18 protein-coding genes are annotated in these 15,988 nt (G+C 71.0%); 8 read left to right on the plus strand and 10 right to left on the minus strand.

Annotated features, from left to right (window positions below):
• Nucleotides 1–19: 19 nt before the first annotated feature.
• On the plus strand, nucleotides 20–490 hold the full coding sequence (locus ACWDMM_RS20875) for a PIN domain-containing protein (RefSeq protein ID WP_449938963.1): 471 nt from the start codon (nucleotides 20–22) through the stop codon (nucleotides 488–490).
• A 28-nt stretch (nucleotides 491–518) separates the two neighbouring features.
• Here ACWDMM_RS20875 and ACWDMM_RS20880 read toward each other — a convergent pair whose 3' ends face one another.
• From ACWDMM_RS20880 to ACWDMM_RS20910, 7 genes are all read right to left on the minus strand, one after another.
• Complete coding sequence (locus tag ACWDMM_RS20880; RefSeq protein ID WP_067808221.1) at nucleotides 519–1,019, minus strand: arginine repressor; 501 nt, start codon at nucleotides 1,017–1,019, stop codon at nucleotides 519–521.
• Nucleotides 1,016–1,960 carry an ornithine carbamoyltransferase gene (gene argF, locus ACWDMM_RS20885; protein WP_357209207.1) on the minus strand — a complete coding sequence of 315 codons (945 nt, stop codon included), beginning with the start codon at nucleotides 1,958–1,960 and terminating at the stop codon, nucleotides 1,016–1,018. The genes ACWDMM_RS20880 and argF overlap by 4 nt, the downstream gene beginning before the upstream one ends.
• The gene (locus ACWDMM_RS20890) at nucleotides 1,957–3,159 is read right to left on the minus strand and encodes an acetylornithine transaminase (protein ID WP_195082801.1); all 1,203 of its coding nucleotides are present in this window, start codon (nucleotides 3,157–3,159) and stop codon (nucleotides 1,957–1,959) included. Before ACWDMM_RS20890 ends, argF begins: the two co-directional genes overlap by 4 nt.
• A complete protein-coding gene (gene argB, locus ACWDMM_RS20895) occupies nucleotides 3,156–4,091 on the minus strand; it encodes an acetylglutamate kinase (protein WP_195082800.1) in 936 nt (311 codons plus the stop codon). The genes ACWDMM_RS20890 and argB overlap by 4 nt, the downstream gene beginning before the upstream one ends.
• Nucleotides 4,088–5,305 (minus strand): bifunctional glutamate N-acetyltransferase/amino-acid acetyltransferase ArgJ, encoded by a 1,218-nt coding sequence (gene argJ / locus ACWDMM_RS20900; RefSeq protein ID WP_195082799.1) that lies wholly within the window; start codon nucleotides 5,303–5,305, stop codon nucleotides 4,088–4,090. The genes argB and argJ overlap by 4 nt, the downstream gene beginning before the upstream one ends.
• Nucleotides 5,302–6,360 (minus strand): N-acetyl-gamma-glutamyl-phosphate reductase, encoded by a 1,059-nt coding sequence (gene argC, locus ACWDMM_RS20905; RefSeq protein WP_195082798.1) that lies wholly within the window; start codon nucleotides 6,358–6,360, stop codon nucleotides 5,302–5,304. Before argC ends, argJ begins: the two co-directional genes overlap by 4 nt.
• 147 nt (nucleotides 6,361–6,507) lie before the next feature.
• On the minus strand, nucleotides 6,508–7,215 hold the full coding sequence (locus ACWDMM_RS20910; RefSeq protein ID WP_195082797.1) for an ArsR/SmtB family transcription factor: 708 nt from the start codon (nucleotides 7,213–7,215) through the stop codon (nucleotides 6,508–6,510).
• Nucleotides 7,216–7,280: 65 nt separating this feature from the next.
• On the opposite strand from ACWDMM_RS20910, the gene ACWDMM_RS20915 reads away from it, so the two are divergent.
• The 4 genes from ACWDMM_RS20915 to ACWDMM_RS20930 all read left to right on the plus strand — a co-directional run bounded on the left by ACWDMM_RS20915 (nucleotide 7,281) and on the right by ACWDMM_RS20930 (nucleotide 10,381).
• Entirely contained in the window at nucleotides 7,281–8,087 is an 807-nt protein-coding gene (locus ACWDMM_RS20915) for an isocitrate lyase/PEP mutase family protein (protein ID WP_195082796.1), read from the plus strand.
• A 108-nt stretch (nucleotides 8,088–8,195) separates the two neighbouring features.
• On the plus strand, nucleotides 8,196–8,798 hold the full coding sequence (locus ACWDMM_RS20920; protein ID WP_195082795.1) for a dihydrofolate reductase family protein: 603 nt from the start codon (nucleotides 8,196–8,198) through the stop codon (nucleotides 8,796–8,798).
• The gene (locus ACWDMM_RS20925) at nucleotides 8,795–9,133 is read left to right on the plus strand and encodes a YciI family protein (protein WP_195082794.1); all 339 of its coding nucleotides are present in this window, start codon (nucleotides 8,795–8,797) and stop codon (nucleotides 9,131–9,133) included. Before ACWDMM_RS20920 ends, ACWDMM_RS20925 begins: the two co-directional genes overlap by 4 nt.
• The gene (locus ACWDMM_RS20930; RefSeq protein ID WP_449938973.1) at nucleotides 9,134–10,381 is read left to right on the plus strand and encodes an RNA polymerase sigma factor; all 1,248 of its coding nucleotides are present in this window, start codon (nucleotides 9,134–9,136) and stop codon (nucleotides 10,379–10,381) included. It begins immediately after the preceding gene.
• 47 nt (nucleotides 10,382–10,428) lie between these two features.
• Here the strand turns inward: ACWDMM_RS20930 and ACWDMM_RS20935 are convergent, their stop codons facing one another.
• Nucleotides 10,429–10,920, minus strand: a complete 492-nt coding sequence (locus tag ACWDMM_RS20935) for a pyridoxamine 5'-phosphate oxidase family protein (RefSeq protein WP_195082792.1) — start codon at nucleotides 10,918–10,920, stop codon at nucleotides 10,429–10,431.
• Between the two features lie 63 nt (nucleotides 10,921–10,983).
• On the opposite strand from ACWDMM_RS20935, the gene ACWDMM_RS20940 reads away from it, so the two are divergent.
• Entirely contained in the window at nucleotides 10,984–11,955 is a 972-nt protein-coding gene (locus ACWDMM_RS20940) for a helix-turn-helix transcriptional regulator (RefSeq protein ID WP_357209213.1), read from the plus strand.
• Between the two features lie 25 nt (nucleotides 11,956–11,980).
• Here the strand turns inward: ACWDMM_RS20940 and ACWDMM_RS20945 are convergent, their stop codons facing one another.
• The gene (locus ACWDMM_RS20945; protein ID WP_195082790.1) at nucleotides 11,981–13,168 is read right to left on the minus strand and encodes an epoxide hydrolase family protein; all 1,188 of its coding nucleotides are present in this window, start codon (nucleotides 13,166–13,168) and stop codon (nucleotides 11,981–11,983) included.
• Between the two features lie 63 nt (nucleotides 13,169–13,231).
• On the opposite strand from ACWDMM_RS20945, the gene ACWDMM_RS20950 reads away from it, so the two are divergent.
• On the plus strand, nucleotides 13,232–14,188 hold the full coding sequence (locus ACWDMM_RS20950) for a helix-turn-helix transcriptional regulator (protein WP_449939093.1): 957 nt from the start codon (nucleotides 13,232–13,234) through the stop codon (nucleotides 14,186–14,188).
• Between the two features lie 4 nt (nucleotides 14,189–14,192).
• On the opposite strand, the gene ACWDMM_RS20955 is transcribed toward ACWDMM_RS20950, so the two are convergent.
• Nucleotides 14,193–15,293, minus strand: a complete 1,101-nt coding sequence (locus ACWDMM_RS20955) for an FAD-dependent monooxygenase (RefSeq protein WP_449938978.1) — start codon at nucleotides 15,291–15,293, stop codon at nucleotides 14,193–14,195.
• Between the two features lie 112 nt (nucleotides 15,294–15,405).
• Here ACWDMM_RS20955 and ACWDMM_RS20960 point away from each other — a divergent pair, with 112 nt between their 5' ends.
• Nucleotides 15,406–15,963, plus strand: coding sequence for a TetR/AcrR family transcriptional regulator (locus ACWDMM_RS20960; RefSeq protein ID WP_195082788.1), 558 nt, complete (start codon nucleotides 15,406–15,408; stop codon nucleotides 15,961–15,963).
• Nucleotides 15,964–15,988 lie beyond the last annotated feature (25 nt).

Raw genomic sequence — 15,988 nt, forward strand, 5'->3', positions numbered from 1 at the left:
GAGTCGGACACGACCTGCTGTGGGCCAACCCCGAGCAGATCATTCCCCGCTACCTCACCTTCGTCGGCAACCACGACCAGATCCACGCCTGACCCATACCCACCCGGACTACGCGGTCCTCGCCACTCGCGTCACCTGGCAGCGCGAGAACACCGCCACTCATCGCTGCGATTCACATCTTGCCGAGCTGTCTGCCGGTGTTCATCAAACGGATGATGCCGTCGAGCGGGGACGTCGAATCGCGCGTCTGCAACGGGTCGAGGCCACGTTCGACCCTCTACCGTTCGATGCTGCCGCAGCGCGTCAGTACGGTCTGATTGCGGCGGGCGTCATCGCCATGGGGCGCGAGCCACGGCGTCGGGAAGCCGACCTGATGATCGCGGCGGTGGCAGCCGCCAACCGGCTGCCACTGTTCACAACGAACCCGGATGACTTCCAGGGGACCGATGCCGTGCTCACCGTGGTACCAGTACCCCGTCCAGAGACGTAGCTCACCCCCGATCACGGGCACTGCGCACTCAGGCGAGTTGTTCGATCTTCGCGGCCACTTCCGCTCCGGTCAGCGGCTCTCGCGCGATGACGGCGATGGTGTCGTCGCCGGCGATGGTGCCGACGATGTACGGGAGGGCGGCGCGGTCGAGGGCGCTGGCCAGGTAGTGGGCCGCGCCGGGTGGGGTGCGCAGCACGGCGATGTTGCCGCTGGCGTCGGTGGAGACCAGTAGGTCGCCGAGCAGTTTGGACAGGCGGTCGGTGCCGCCGGTGACACCGCGGACGGGGCTGCCGTCCTCGGGGACCACGTAGACGCCGGCGCCGCCGTCGGCGGCGCGCAGTTTCACCGCGCCCAGTTCGTCCAGGTCGCGCGACAGCGTCGCCTGCGTGGTCTCGATGCCCTCGGCCGCCAGGAGCGCCGCCAGTTCGGTCTGGCTGCGGACGGCGTGCGCGGACAGTAGTTCGACGATGCGCGACTGCCGCCCGGCGCGGGTGCGCGCGATGGCGGGGCCGCTTCTGACCTCGGTCACGCCCCTCCCCCGAATCGTCGCTCCAGCAGCCAGACCAGCAACGCCTTCTGCGCGTGCAGGCGGTTCTCCGCCTCGTCCCACACCACGCTGTGCGGCCCGTCGAGCACCTCGTCGGTGACCTCTTCGCCGCGGTGCGCGGGCAGGCAGTGCAGCACCACCGCGTCCGGCTTGGCGTGGGCGAGCAGTTCGGCGTTGAGCTGGAACGGGCGGAACGGGCCCACCCGGTCCAGACCGTCGTTCTCCTGCCCCATGGACGTCCAGGTGTCGGTGACCAGCGCGTCGGCGCCCCACGCGGCGGCGACCGGGTCGCCGGTCACCGTGACGGTGGCGCCGGTCTCGGCGGCGCGTTTGCGCGCGGCCTCCACCACCCACGGCTGCGGCTCGAAACCGGCGGGCGCGGCGATGGTCACGTTCAGACCCGCCGTGACGCCGCCGAGCAGCAGCGAGTGCGCCATGTTGTTGGCGCCGTCGCCGAAGTAGGCCAGTTCGCGGCCGGTCAGCTCGCCCTTGTGCTCGGCGAGGGTTTGCAGGTCGGCCAGCACCTGGCAGGGGTGGAACTCGTCGGACAGCGCGTTGACCACCGGCACCGTCGCGGTGGCGGCCATCTCGTCGAGCCGGGACTGCTCGAAGGTGCGCCACACGATCGCGTCCACGTACCGCGACAGCACCCGCCCGGTGTCGCCGAGGGTCTCCTCCCGGCCCAATTGGGTGTCGCGACCGTCTACGACCACCGCGTGCCCGCCGAGCTGGGCGATGCCCATCTCGAAGGAGAACCGGGTGCGGGTGGAGTTCTTCTCGAAGATCACGCCGACGCCGCGCGGGCCCTCCAGCGGGCGCCGCGCGAACGGCGACTTCTTCAATTCGGCCGCGAGGGCGAGGATCTCGGCCTGCTCGGCCGGGCTGACGTCGTCGTCACGCAGGAAATGCCGTACCGAAGTCATTGTGCCGCAGCCCCTTTCGCGTCCGCGAGCGCCGCGTCGAGGATGCCGGGCAGATCGGCGACGAAATTGTCGGCTTGGGTCTCGGTGAGCACCAGCGGCGGCGCCAGCCGGATCACGTCGGGCTTGGCCGGGTTGACCAGATAGCCCGCCTCCCGCGCCCGCGTCTCGACCTGGGCGGACACGTCGTCGGTGAGCACGATGCCCAGCAGCAGGCCCGCACCGCGCACCCGATCGATCAGCGGGTGCTCGAGCAGTTCGATACCGTCGCTGAGCCGCTTGCCGACCGACTCGACGTGCGAGAGCAGATCGGTCTCGTCGATAGTGCGCAGCACCGCGAGCGCCGCCGCGGCGCACACCGGATTGCCGCCGAAGGTGGTGCCGTGCATGCCGGGGGTGAGCAGATCGGCCGCCCGGCCGGTGGCGAGCACCGCGCCGATCGGCAACCCGCCGCCGAGACCCTTGGCCAGGGTGATCACGTCCGGCACGATGCCGACGGCCTGGTGGGCGTAGAACTTCCCGGTGCGGCCGATGCCGGTCTGCACTTCGTCCAGCACCAGCAGCGCACCCTTGCGCGCGGTGATCTCCCGCGCCTTGGCCAGGTAGTCGAACGGCGGCACCACCACACCGCTCTCGCCCATCATCGGTTCGAGGAAGACCGCCGCGGTGTCCTCGTCCACCGCGGCATCCAGCGCCGCGGCGTCACCGTAGGGCACGTGCACGACGCCGGGCGGCATCGGCTCGAACGGGGTCCGCTTGGACGGCTGCCCGGTGAGGGCGAGCGCGCCCATGGTGCGGCCGTGGAACGCCTCCTCGCAGGCGACGATCTTGGGCCGCCCGGTGAGGCGGGCGATCTTGAACGCCGCCTCGACGGCCTCGGTGCCTGAGTTGCAGAAGAACGCTCGGCCCTCGCCGTCGCCGAAATGCGCGAGCAACCGCTCGGCCAGCTCGATGACCGGCTCGCTGGCATACAGATTCGACACGTGCCCGAGCGTGCCGAGCTGCTGGGTGACCGCCTCCAGGATCGCCGGATGGGCGTGGCCGAGGCTGTTGACCGCGATGCCGCCGAGGAAATCGACGTAGCGCTTGCCGTCCGCGTCGTAGACCACGGCCCCCGCGCCGCGGACCAGCGCGACCTTCGGCGTTCCGTAGTTGTTCATCAGCGCGGCGGACCACCGCTGCTGCAGTTCAGCTGTGCTCATTGTTTCGTTCCGTTCGATGCGCCGGACCCGTTCGAGACGACCGGGGCGGCCGTCACCATCGTTCCGATTCCTTCTCCGGTGAACAGTTCCAGCAGGACGGCGTGCGGGACCCGGCCGTCGATGACATGCGCGGTGGGCACCCCGGCCGTCACGGCGCGCAAGCAGGCTTCCATCTTGGGCACCATGCCCGCATCGAGACGCGGGAGCAACTCGGCCAGTGCCGTCGTATCGATGCTCGAGGTGAGCGACGACCGGTCCGGCCAGTTCGTGTACAGGCCCTCGACGTCGGTGAGCATCACCAGTTTCTCGGCGCCGATGCCCTCGGCGAGCGCGGCGGCTGCGGTGTCGGCGTTGATGTTGTGCACCACGCCCTCGGCGTCGGGCGCGATGGTCGACACCACGGGGATGCGGCCCGCGCCGATCAGGTCCAGCACGGCGTCCGGATTCACCTCGGTGACGTCGCCGACCAAGCCGATGTCGGTGGGTTCGCCGTCCACCTCCACGGTGCGGCGGGTGGCGGTGAACAGCCCGGCGTCCTCGCCGGAGATGCCGACCGCGTACGGGCCGTGCGAGTTGATCAGGCCGACGAGCTCGCGGCCGACCTGGCCGAACAGCACCATCCGCACCACGTCCATCACCTCGGGCGTGGTCACCCGGAAGCCGCCGCGGAATTCCCCTTGCAGGCCCAGCTTCTTCAGCATCGCGCTGATCTGCGGGCCGCCGCCGTGCACCACCACCGGGTGCACGCCGACCGTGCGCAGGAACGCCATGTCGGCGGCGAAGGCCTGCTTGAGGTCGTCATCGATCATGGCGTTACCGCCGTACTTCACGACGACGATCTTGTCCCGGAACTTCTGCAACCACGGCAGGGCGCCGGCCAGGACGTGCGCCTTGTCCAGCGCCGAAAGCGCGTGCAGCACCTCGCTGGTCATGAGCTGTAGGCCGAGTTCTCTTCGACGTAACCGTGCGAGAGGTCGGTGGTGCGGATGGTCGCTCGCGCGGAGCCGACGTTCAGGTCGATCAGCACCTCGATGTCGGCGCCGGACAGATCGACCTCGCGCGCGCCGGGCGCGCCGACGCCATCGATGCACACCGGTTTGCCGTTGAACGACACCGAGATCCGGTTCGGGTCCAGCGTCACCGGCGCCATGCCGACCGCCGCGAGCACCCGGCCCCAGTTCGGATCGGAGCCGAACAGCGCCGTCTTGACCAGGCTGTCGCGGGCGACGGTGCGCGCCGCGGCGACGGCCTCGTCCTCGGTGGCCGCGCCGGCGACGGTGACCAGCACCCGCTTGGTGACGCCCTCGGCGTCGGCCATCAGCTGCGCGGCCAGATCGTCGCAGACCGCGAGCACGGCGGCGTCCAGTTCCTCCTGGCTCGGGCTGACCTCGCTGGCGCCGTTGGCCAGCAGCAGCACGGTGTCGTTGGTGGAGCAAGAGCCGTCCACGTCGAGCCGGTCGAAGGTGCGCGCGGTGGCGTTGCGCAGCGCGTGGTCGAGCTGATCGGCGGTCACCGCCGCGTCGGTGGTGAGCACCACCAGCATGGTCGCCAGCGACGGGGCCAGCATGCCCGCGCCCTTCGCCATGCCGCCGACGTTCCACTTGTCGCGGTGGTGGAACGCCGCCTCCTTGGGCACGGTGTCGGTGGTCATGATGGCCCACGCGGCGTCCGAGCCGCCGGACAGGCCGCCGCCCATCTCGTGCACGATCTCGGTGACGGCGGGGATCAGCTTGTCCATCGGAAGCCGGTCGCCGATCAGGCCGGTGGAGCAGACCGCGATCTCCCCCGCCCCCGTCTCGGTGCCCCAATTGCTCAGCGCGGCGGCGAGTTCTTCGGCGGTCTTGTGCGTGTCCTGGAATCCGCCCGGACCGGTGCAGGCGTTGGCGCCGCCGGAGTTGAGGATCACCGCGCGCAGCCGCTTGCCGGTCAGCACCTGCTGCGACCACAGCACCGGAGCCGCCTTCACCTTGTTCCGGGTGAACACGCCCGCGGCCGGGTATTCCGGCCCCTCGTTGAACACCAGCGCCAGGTCGGGCTTGCCGCTGGCCTTGATGCCCGCGGCGATGCCGGCCGCGCGGAACCCGAGCGGCGCGGTCACGCCCTGGGTGCGGACCAGCTTGCCGCTGGCGATGTCGGTCGATGTCACGGTGCCACTCCTACGGTGGAAAGTCCTGCGGTCTCCTCTAGACCGAGGGCCAGGTTCATCGATTGCACCGCGGCGCCCGCGGTGCCCTTGGTCAAGTTGTCGATCGCGCCGATCACCACGAGCAGGCCCGCGTCGGCGTCGACGGCCACCTGCAGGGTGACCGCGTTGGAGCCGAGCACCGTACCGGTCTGCGGCAGCGCGCCTTCCGGCAGCAGATGCACGAAAGGCTCGTCGGCGTAGGCCTTTTCGTAGACCGCGCGCGCCTGGGCCGCGTCGACGCTGGTGGGGGCGGTGCAGGTGGCGAGGATGCCGCGCGGCATGGGCGCGAGGACCGGCGTGAACGACACCGTGACGTCCGTGCCGCCTGCCGCCGTGAGGTTCTGCGCGATCTCCGGCGTGTGCCGGTGCGCGCCCGCGATGCCGTAGGCCCGCGCCGAACCCATCACCTCCGAGCCCAGCAGACCGATGTCCGGCTTGCGGCCAGCACCCGAGGTGCCGCTCACCGCGACCACGTGCACGGTGGGCTCCACGATGCCCGCGGCCACGGCGGGAGCCAGTGCGAGGCTGGCGACGGTGGGATAGCAGCCCGGAACCGCGATCCGCGTCGCCGCGCGCAGCTTCTCCCGGCCGCCGGGCAGCTCCGGCAAACCATAGGGCCAGCTGCCCGCGTGCGGGCTGCCGTAGTATTTCTCCCAGGCCTGAGGGTCGGTGAGCCGGAAGTCGGCGCCGCAGTCGATGATCACGGTGGACTCGGGCAACTCGGCGGCGATGGCCGCGGACTGACCGTGGGGCAGCCCGAGGAAGACCACGTCGTGCCCGGCCAGTTCGGCGGCCGTGGTCGGCGCGAGCACCCGATCGGCCAGCGGCAGCAGATGCGGCTGCAACTCCCCCAGCGTGGTGCCCGCGTTGGAGCCCGCGGTCAGCGCCCCGATGACGAGGCGCCCGGTTCGGTAGGCCGGATGCCCCAGCAGCAGACGCAACACTTCGCCGCCCGCGTACCCGCTGGCACCGGCTACCGCGACCCGCACGACGGGCCCGCCCGAGGAATCAACCATGTGATGATTATGCATGACTATGCAAGCTCATTCACAGCCTGGTCGCCGGGCGCGGTCACGACCAGCAGATACCCGCCGCGTCGTCACCCGAAACGGCGGACTCGCTGTATCGGTCGCGCATGCTGCGCGGCGAGGGCCCGCCGCAGGTCAGCGCAGCAGGTCGGCGTCGATGCCGAGAGCGTCGGACAGCCCGGCCTCCCCCGAAGCCGTCACCCGGACGGCGCGTCCGCTGCCGACGCGCTCCAGCCACGCCAGCTCGATCATGCGGCGGCAGAGCTGCGCGCCCGCCGCGCCGCCCAGATGGACACGGCGTTCGGTCCAGTCCAGACACGGCCGGACGATCGCCCGCCGTGTGGCCCGCAGCGCCACCGGGTCGATGCCCATCGATTCGGTGAGCCAGGCAGAACCGGACTCGGTCAGCGCGAAGCCGTCCTCGGCGCGCAACAGGCCGCGCGCGGTCATGGCATCGGTGACCGCCACACCCAACCGGCCCGCGAGATGGTCGTAGCAGGTGCGGCCACGGGCCAGCGCGGCGGCGACGGTCGCGGTGCGCAGCCCGGTGACCGGGGCAACCTGCGGGCCGAGGTGGGCGACCATGGCCTCGAGCAGGTCCGCGACCTGCGGCCCGGCCAGCCGCACATAGCGGTGCCTGCCCTGCCGGTGCTCGACCACCAGCCCGCCGTCGCGCAGTCGGTCCAGGTGCTCGGTCGCGGTGGACGGCGCGACACCGGTGTGGCGCGCGAGCTCGCCCGCGGTCCAGGCGCGTCCGTCCACCAGCGCCAGGCAGATCCCGGCGCGGGTGCGGTCGGCGAGCAAAGCGGCCAGAGCCGCCAGTTCGGCTCCTCGGTCGGACATGACCTCATCATGGTCCGCCGACGTTTCGGCGGGCGCCGAAACGTCCCGTGGCTACGGTCGCGGCCATGACTTCGTCTTCGTCGCCGGCCAAATGCCGGATCTTCCGCGACCTGCATCACCGCGACCTTCCCCTCGTGCTGCCGAACGCCTGGGATTTCGCCTCGGCGGCACTGCTCGCCAACGAGGGTTTCCCGGCGATCGGCACCACCAGCCTGGGCGTGGCCGCCGCTGCCGGGCTCGCCGACGGGGCGGGAGCCACGAAGGCGGAGACGTTCGCCGCGGCCCGTCGCCTGGCGCGGCTGCCCATCCCGGTCACCGTCGACATCGAGGGCGGGTTCGACGAGCGGTCCGAGGCGGTCGCCGATCTCGCCGCGCAACTCGCCGCCTGCGGGATCGCGGGCGTCAATCTCGAGGACAGCCGTGCCGGTTCCGCGCTGGCCGACCCGCAGCGCCAAGCCGCGCTGATCGGCGCGATCAAGGACCGCACCCCGGAGCTGTTCGTCAACGCCCGCGTCGACACTTACTGGCTCGGTCTCGAGCACGGCTCCACGCACGAGCGCGTGCGACGGTACGCCGCGGCCGGGGCCGACGGCGTCTTCGTGCCCGGCCTGACGGACCCGGCGCGCATCGAGCGGGTCGTGGCGGCCACCGAGTTGCCGGTCAACGTCCTCTACTCGGCCGGCGGCCCCGGCGTCGCGGCACTGGCCGACCTGGGTGTGCGCCGGATCAGCACCGGGTCGCTGCTCTACCGTGCGGCGCTGTCGGCCGCCGTGGACGTCGCCCGGGCCGTGCGGAACGACGCGCCCGTCGCGCCGGGCATCATCGGCTATTCCGACGTCCAACGTCTTCTGCCCGCGCCTATCCGCTCCTGACCACCCCGGAAATCACCGGAGGAATTTCCCGTGCCGCTGTCGATTCACCGCCGGCCCGTTCGTGTAGGTGGTGAGACCGGCGCCGCGCCGGTCGCGGAAGGAGCGGAGATGAGCAGGATCATCGCGGTGGAGCACCTGACCTTGGACGGCGTCATGCAGGCGCCGGGCCGGGCGGACGAGGACACCAGGGACGGATTCCCCCACGGCGGCTGGGCGCACCGGCACGCCGACCCGGAGCAGGCGCAGGTCATGGGCAGGCACATGGCGGCCAATCGGGGCGCGCTGCTGCTCGGCAGGCGCACCTATGAGGATTTCGCGGGATACTGGCCGCGGCAGACCGGCGATCCGATGGCCGAAGCGCTGGACAAGACCGAGAAGATCGTCGCATCCCGTACCGGCAGCGGGCCGCTGGCCTGGCAGAACTCGACCTGGCTCGGCGGCGACGCGGCGACGGCGGTGCCGGAATTGCGGCGACGACAGCCGGACCGGAACCTGGTGGTGCTCGGCAGCGGCGAGCTGGTGCGCTCGCTGCTGCGCCACGATCTGATCGACGAGTACCTCTTGCTGATCCACCCACTGGTGCTCGGCACCGGCCGCCGCCTGTTCGACGGGGTGGAGCCGGTCGGCCTGCGGTCGGTCGAGACCGTGGTGACCGGTACCGGTGTGGTCATCACCACCTACCGGCGCGATGGAGAAAGGACGACGCGGTGAAGCACTACCTGCTCAGCATCTACCAGCCCGACGAAGGCGTACCGGACGACCTCGACGAGATCATGCGGGATCTCGCGGCGCTGAACGACGAGATGCGCGCGGCCGGAGCCTGGGTGTTCGCCGCGGGCCTGCACGCGCCGAGCACCGCCACCGTGCTGCGCGCCGAAGGCGACGACCTGCTGATCACCGACGGCCCGTACGTCGAGGGCAAGGAGCACATCGGCGGGTTCACCGTCATCCGCGCCGCCGACCTGGACGAGGCGCTGGAGTGGGGCCGCAGGCTCGCCGCGGTGGTCACCCTGCCGATCGAGGTCCGTCCGATCCAAGACGCGTAGATGAGCGAGCCGGTGACCGGACGCGCGATCGAAGCGGTGTTCGCCGAGCACTACGGCCGTGCGGTCGCGAGCCTGGTCCGCGTCTTCGGCGACATCGGCGTCGTTGAGGACGCGGTGCAGGACGCGTTCACCGCCGCCGTCCAGCGCTGGCCCGCCGACGGTCTGCCGCCGAGCCCGCCCGGCTGGATCATCACCACCGCGCGCAACCGGGCGATCGACCGCCTGCGCCGTGAGGCCTCTCGCGCGGACCGGCACGCGCAAGCGGCGCTCCTGCACGCCCAGGACGAACCGGAGCAGCCCGTGAGCGCCGTGCGCGACGACCGTCTCCGGTTGATCTTCACCTGCTGCCACCCGGCGCTCGCACAGCAGGCGCAGGTGGCACTGACCCTCCGATTGCTCGGCGGGCTCGGCACCGCCGAAATCGCCCGCGTCTTCTTGGTCCCGGAAAAGACCATGGCGCAGCGCTTGACGCGCGCCAAAGGCAAGATCCGCGACGGCCGCATTCCCTACCGGGTGCCCGCCGACGCCGAGCTGCCCGCCCGGCTGCGCGCGGTGCTGGCCGTGGTGTACCTGATCTTCACCGAGGGGCACACGGCCTCGTCCGGCGCGCGGCTGATCCGGGCCGGCTTGTGTGCCGAGGCGATCCGGCTCGGTCGCTTACTGGCGGAACTGATGCCGGACGAACCCGAGGTGACCGGCTTGCTCGCGCTCATGTTGCTGAGCGAGTCGCGCCGGGCCGCCCGCACGGGTGCCGACGGCTCTTTCGTCCCGCTCGCGGAACAGGATCGCGGCCGGTGGGACCGCGGCCTCATCGCCGAAGGGCACGCGCTCGTCCGGCAGTGCCTGCGCCGCGACCGGCCGGGGCCGTATCAGGTGCAGGCGGCGATCAACGCGGTGCACGCCGACGCGCCCACCGCAGCGGCCACCGACTGGACCCAGATCCTGCGGCTCTACGACCAACTCGCCGCGCTGACGCCGAGTCCGGTCGTCGCACTCAACCGCGCGGTGGCGGTCGCCGAAGTGCACGGCCCGGCGACGGCGTTGGCGCTGGTGGACGCCCTGCCGCTGGCTGGCTACCACTTGTTCCACGCCATTCGCGCCGACCTGCTGGCCCGGTTGGGGCGCACCGAGGAAGCCGTCGCAGCCTACGACGCCGCCATCGCGCGCACCGAGAACGCCGCCGAACGGGATTTCCTGACCCGGCGCCGCGCCGGACTCGGCGAACGGAAGCCGTGCCGCGGCGAGTGACGACACGGCAGCGAGGAGATCGTCGCCGTGCCGCCGGAGGGGCCGGGTCAGTGCTTGCGGACCACGCGCTCGCCCTCGCCCGGCTTCCAGATGGTGATGTCGAGGTGGTCGCCCGCGACCTCCACCGTGGACGCTCCGGTCAGATCGGCGACGTAGAAGTGGTCGAACTCCCGGCCCCTGATGTCGAAGCCGGTCTCGTCGAACAGGTGCTGGGCGAAGCGGACGTGCACGTCACGGTCGGGAAGGTCGACGACGGCGCCGAAGAGTTTGGCGTCGCCGTCGGACACGTTCGTGTCCACCGTGGCGGTGTGCAGGCAGAAACGCGGATCGCGGGCCAGATCGCGGAACTTGGTCGTGCCCGGCATCCCCGCGATCACCAGCGACCCCTCGAAGACGCGCGGCTCGATCGGACTGATCCGCGGCGATCCGTCGGAACGGATGGTGCCGAGCATGCAGAGATTGCCCGCCGCGCGGTGCCTGCGCACGAAGATCTCGGCGATGTGCGGCGCTTCGTCGGTGAATCGGCTCCAAGTGGTCATGGCGAGGACGGTACGGCCCGAACCTGACATCTTCTGTCCACGTTTCCGGCTAGTGTCGCCTGCGTGCGGGCGAGTCGATTGGTGCAACTGCTGTTGCTGTTGCAGACCAGGGGCGGGCTCACCGCGCCCGAACTGGCCAGGGAACTGGAGGTGTCGGTGCGCACCGTCTATCGCGATGTCGAGGCCCTCTCGGCGGCTGGTGTCCCGGTCTACACCGAGCCGGGCCGGGCCGGCGGTGTGCGCTTGGTGGACGGCTTCCGCACCCGCCTGACCGGCCTCACCACCGACGAGGCCGACGCGGTGCTGCTGACCGGTCTGCCCGGCGCCGCCGCCGATCTCGGGCTGGGCACCGTGCTGGCCACCGCGCAGTTGAAGGTGCTCGCCGCGCTGCCGCCGGAACTGCGCGGGCGGGCGACGCGCATCGCCGAGCGGGTGCTCGTCGACGTACCGGGCTGGTTCCACCAGCCGGACGAGACGCCGATGCTCGCGACCATCGCCGACGCGCTCTGGCACGACCGCAGGCTACTGGTGCGCTACCGCCGCACCGACAAGGTGGTCGAGCGCGTACTCGACCCACTCGGTCTGGTGCTCAAGGCGGGCACCTGGTACCTGGTCGCGCGCAGCGGGAGCACACCGCGCTCCTACCGGGTCGGCCGGATCGTCGCCGCCGAACCGACCGGCGAAACCTTCACCCGCCCAGTGGGATTCGATCTAAGAGCGCATTGGTCCGAAGCCGCCGACGACTTCGCGCGCTCGATGCTGCGGGTGCGGGCGCGCTGCCGGATCGCCGCCACCCACCTGCGATTGCTGCGGCTGACGAACGATCCGGCGGCGGTCGCCGAGGCACTGGCCTCGGCCGGACCGCCCGATGCCGAGGGGTGGGTCGAGGTGGTCGTTCCGTCGGAGTCCTACGACGTGCTCGCCCACGGCCTGCTGCCGCTCGGCGAGCACGTCGAGGTGCTGGAACCACCCGAGCTGCGCGCGCGGCTCGCGGCGACCGCCGCCGCCATGCACGCGCGCTACTCCCGGAAGTAGATCACCGTAGGAGGCGGGGCGCCCGTCAGCGCAGTGTGCGGAAGAACTCGCGCACGTCCGCGATCAGCAGGTCCGGCGCCTCCATCGCCGCGAAATGCCCACCGCGGTCGAACTCGGTCCACCGGACGATGTCGTGCGCGTCTTCGGCGAGTTTGCGGACGGACATGTCGCCGGGGAAGATCGCCGCCGCGGTCGGCACATCGGACTTCCGCATCGGCGCGCCCCATACCGCGGATTCGCTGTAGAGCCGCAGCGAGGAGGCGAAGGTTCCGGTGAACCAGTACAGGCTGACGTTGGTCAGCAGCGCGTCCCGGCCCACCGCGTCGTCGGGCAACTCGATCGCCGGGTTGGTGTACTGCCGGAACAGGTCGGCGATCCAAGCCAGCAGCCCGGCGGGTGAGTCCTGGATGCCGATCGCCAGCGTCTGCGGGCGGTTCGCCTGCACGGTTGCGTAGTCGTAGCGGGCATAGCTGTCCGGACCGGTCATCGTGTCCAGCTTCGCCTGATCCGCCGCGGACCATTCCGCCTGAGCCAGGTCTTCGTCCGTGGCGCCGGAGTTTTCGGCGTCGCCGTCCCAGGATGGAATCGTGATCGGGCCGTTCACGTGCAGGCCCACCAAGTGCTCGCGGTCGATATGGCCGAGGTGAGCGGCGACGAAATACCCCGCGTCGCCGCCCTGGACGCCGTATCGGTCGTAGCCCAGACGCGCCATGAGTGCCGCGACCACCTCCGCGAACCGCTCGGTCGAGCCCGCGCCAGGCTCGGGCGAGACCCCGGAGAACGCGAAACCCGGCAGCGAGGGAACAACCAGGTGGAACGCGTCGGCCGGATCGCCGCCGTGCGCGCGGGGATCGCTCAGCGGTCCGAGCACCTTCGAGAACTCGGTGAACGACGCGGGCCAGCCGTGACCGAGCACCAGCGGCAGCGCATCCGGTTCCGGCGAGCGGACGTGCAGGAAATGCACCTGTTGTCCAGCGATGCCGGTGACGAACTGCGGCAGCTCGTTCAGCTCCGCTTCCACGGCGTGCCAGTCGAATTCGCTACGCCAGTATTCGGCCAGCGGTCGCAAGTAGGACACGCGCATGCCCTTGCTCCATCCGGCGCCGGGCAGGTCGCTCGGCCACATGGTATCGGCGAGGCGCCTGTGCAGATCATCGATCCGCTCCTGCGGGATGTCGATGCGGAAAGGACGAATGTCGTGTTCGGTTGTCATAGCGGCCACCGTAGGAAGCGCTTAGGACGGGATCGTTCCTAACTTCCGGGCATGCTGGCGGACATGCTGGAAACGTCGGCCCGCCTGCTTCAACTGCTGACTCTGCTGCAAACCCGTCCGGACCGGACGGGTGCCGAACTCGCCGAACGGCTCGGCGTCACCGGGCGCACGGTGCGCCGGGACATCGATCGGCTGCGTGAACTCGGTTATCCGATCCATGCCGTCCGCGGCGCCGCGGGGTACCGACTCGGCGCGGGAGCAGCGCTGCCGCCGCTGTTGCTCGACGACGACGAAGCGGTGGCGGTGGCGGTCGGGCTTCGTGGCGGCACCGTGACCGGGTTGGAGGAGGCGTCGCTGCGCGCGCTCACCAAATTGGAGCAGGTGCTGCCGCCGCGCCTGCGGCACCGGGTCCGCACCCTGCGCGGCGCGACCCTGCGAGTCGACGGGCCCGCCTCGGAGATCCAGCCGGACACGCTCATGGCCATCGCCGAAACGTGCCAGCGCCACGAACGGCTCCGGTTCGACTATCGCGTCCACAGCGGCGCCCTCGGCCCGCGCACCGTCGAGCCGCACACCCTCGTGCACTTCAGCAGGCATTGGTACCTGGTCGCCTGGGATGTCGACCGCGCCGACTGGCGCACGTTCCGGGTGGACCGGATGACCCCGCGGATTCCGACCGGGCCGCGCTTCACGCCCCGGGAGCCGCCGGAAGGCGATGTCCTGGCATATCTTTCGATGCGGCTGTCGGCCCACTCGTGGCCGTATCAGGCGACGGTGCTGCTGCACCGATCGGCCGACGACGCCGCCGGACGCGTCTGGCCCGGTGCGGGCGTCGTGGAAGCCGTCGACGAGCACAGCTGCCGCCTGCACGTCGGCAGCGAGACGCCCGAACAACTGGTCTGGATGATCACCTCGGTCGATCTCGACTTCACCGTGCTCGCCGGCCCACCGGAACTCCTCGACGCGCTCCGCGCCCAGGCCGCCCGCTGCGAGCGCGCGGTACGCGACTTCGCACCGTAGCGAGCTAGCAGCGCCAATCCAGGACCGGCGCGAACGACCTGAGTTGCACCGAGTCGGGGGTCGCCCGCAGCACCGCGTCCCGTACCGCGACCAAGGGCGGGAACGACAGCTGCGCCACCGTGCCGATCCGGCGCGAGCGGGACGCGATCATCCGGGTGCGCGGCCTGCGTTCGCGGTCGTATGCGCTCAGGTCACCGCCACCGCTGGTCGCCACCTCGGCCAGCACGACGGCGTCCTCCAGCGCCTGGCAGGCGCCCTGCCCGAGGTTGGGCATCATCGCGTGCGCCGCGTCGCCGACCAGCGCGATCCGGCCGGTCACGAAGGTTTTCAGCGCGGGCAGATCGTAGAGGTCGTGCCGCAGCACCTCGGTGTCCTCGGCCGCGGCGAGCAGGGCGGGGATCGGCTCGTGCCATCCCCCGAACCGCGCGCGCAGTTCGGCAGCCCCGCCCGCCGCACCCGCGGGCACGTTCGCGGTGGCGTAGCAGTAGACCCGTCCGTCCGCGAGCGGCGCGTAGCCGAAACGCTCACCGCGGCCCCAACTTTCACCCATATCGGTGACCGGATCATGGGGCGTGACGACCACACGCCAGGCGGTGTAACCGCCGTAGCGGGGCCGTATCTCACCGCACACGGCGCGACGCACCGCGCTCCGAATGCCGTCGGCGCCGACGACCACGTCCCCGCTGGATGTCCCGGCCGAGTGCACCACCGTGCCGCCGGCCTGCGCTTCGGTCACGGTCACACCGGTGCGCACTGCCTCCGCCGGGATGGCGGACCGCAGGATGTCCACCAGGTCGGCGCGGTGCAGCATGATCGGGCTGCCGTAGGTGGCGCGGAGCTTCTCGGCGTCGATCCCGGCCAGCCGGCGTCCCGCGCGGTCGCGAATGGCCGCAGCGCCCTCCTCGACGGCCCGAGCGCGCACCCGGTCGCCGAGGCCGAGCGCGTCGAGAGCGCGAAGAGCGTTGGGCCACAGGGACAATCCCGCGCCGACCGCGGCGATCTCGGCGGCCCGCTCCAGCACTTCGACGCGCCAGCCCTGCCGCAGGAAAGCCACCGCGGTCGCCAGACCACCGATGCCACCGCCCACGATGACCGCCTCGGACATCGCTTCCCCTTTCTCCGGACCGCTCGGCGAGCAGCTCACCCGAACGCTACTACCGATGTAGTGTCGTGGCGCCGTACTGTAACCCATATCACTACTGCTGTAGTATCACTGGATGTCCAGCAAGCGCGAACTCGTCTTGGACGCCGCGATCGACCTGCTCGGCTCCCGCGGCATCCGCGCCGTGACCCACCGCGCGGTCGACGAGGTCGCGGGCATGCCCGCCGGATCGGCGTCCAATTACTTCCGCACCCGTGCGGCGCTGCTGGCCGGCATCGCCGAGCGCCTCGAGGCACGCGACTACGCGGATTGGGAGGCGCTCACCCGGCAACCGGGCCCCGGCACCGTCGAAGAACTCATCGACGGCACGGCCGCTTACGTCGTCCACGCGGTGCGGACCGACCGCACGCGGACACTGGCGCGCTACGCGCTGTTCCTGGAAGCACAGACCTCGCCCGCATTGCACGAGACGGTGCGACGCGGCCACCGCAGGCTGGGCGAATGGGCCGCGAGCCTGCTGGCGAGCGTCGGCGGGGATCGGGCGACGACACAGATCTTGGTAGGCCAGCTCGAGGGCATCATTTTGCACCAATTGGTCGATCCGACACCGGATTTCGATCCGCGCCCCGTGCTGGACCGGTTGGTGCGCGCACTCATCGCTTCGAACGACTAGCGCCGTGGTCGCGCGTGCGATCAGC

Source organism: Nocardia sp. NPDC003726 (genome assembly GCF_053586955.1).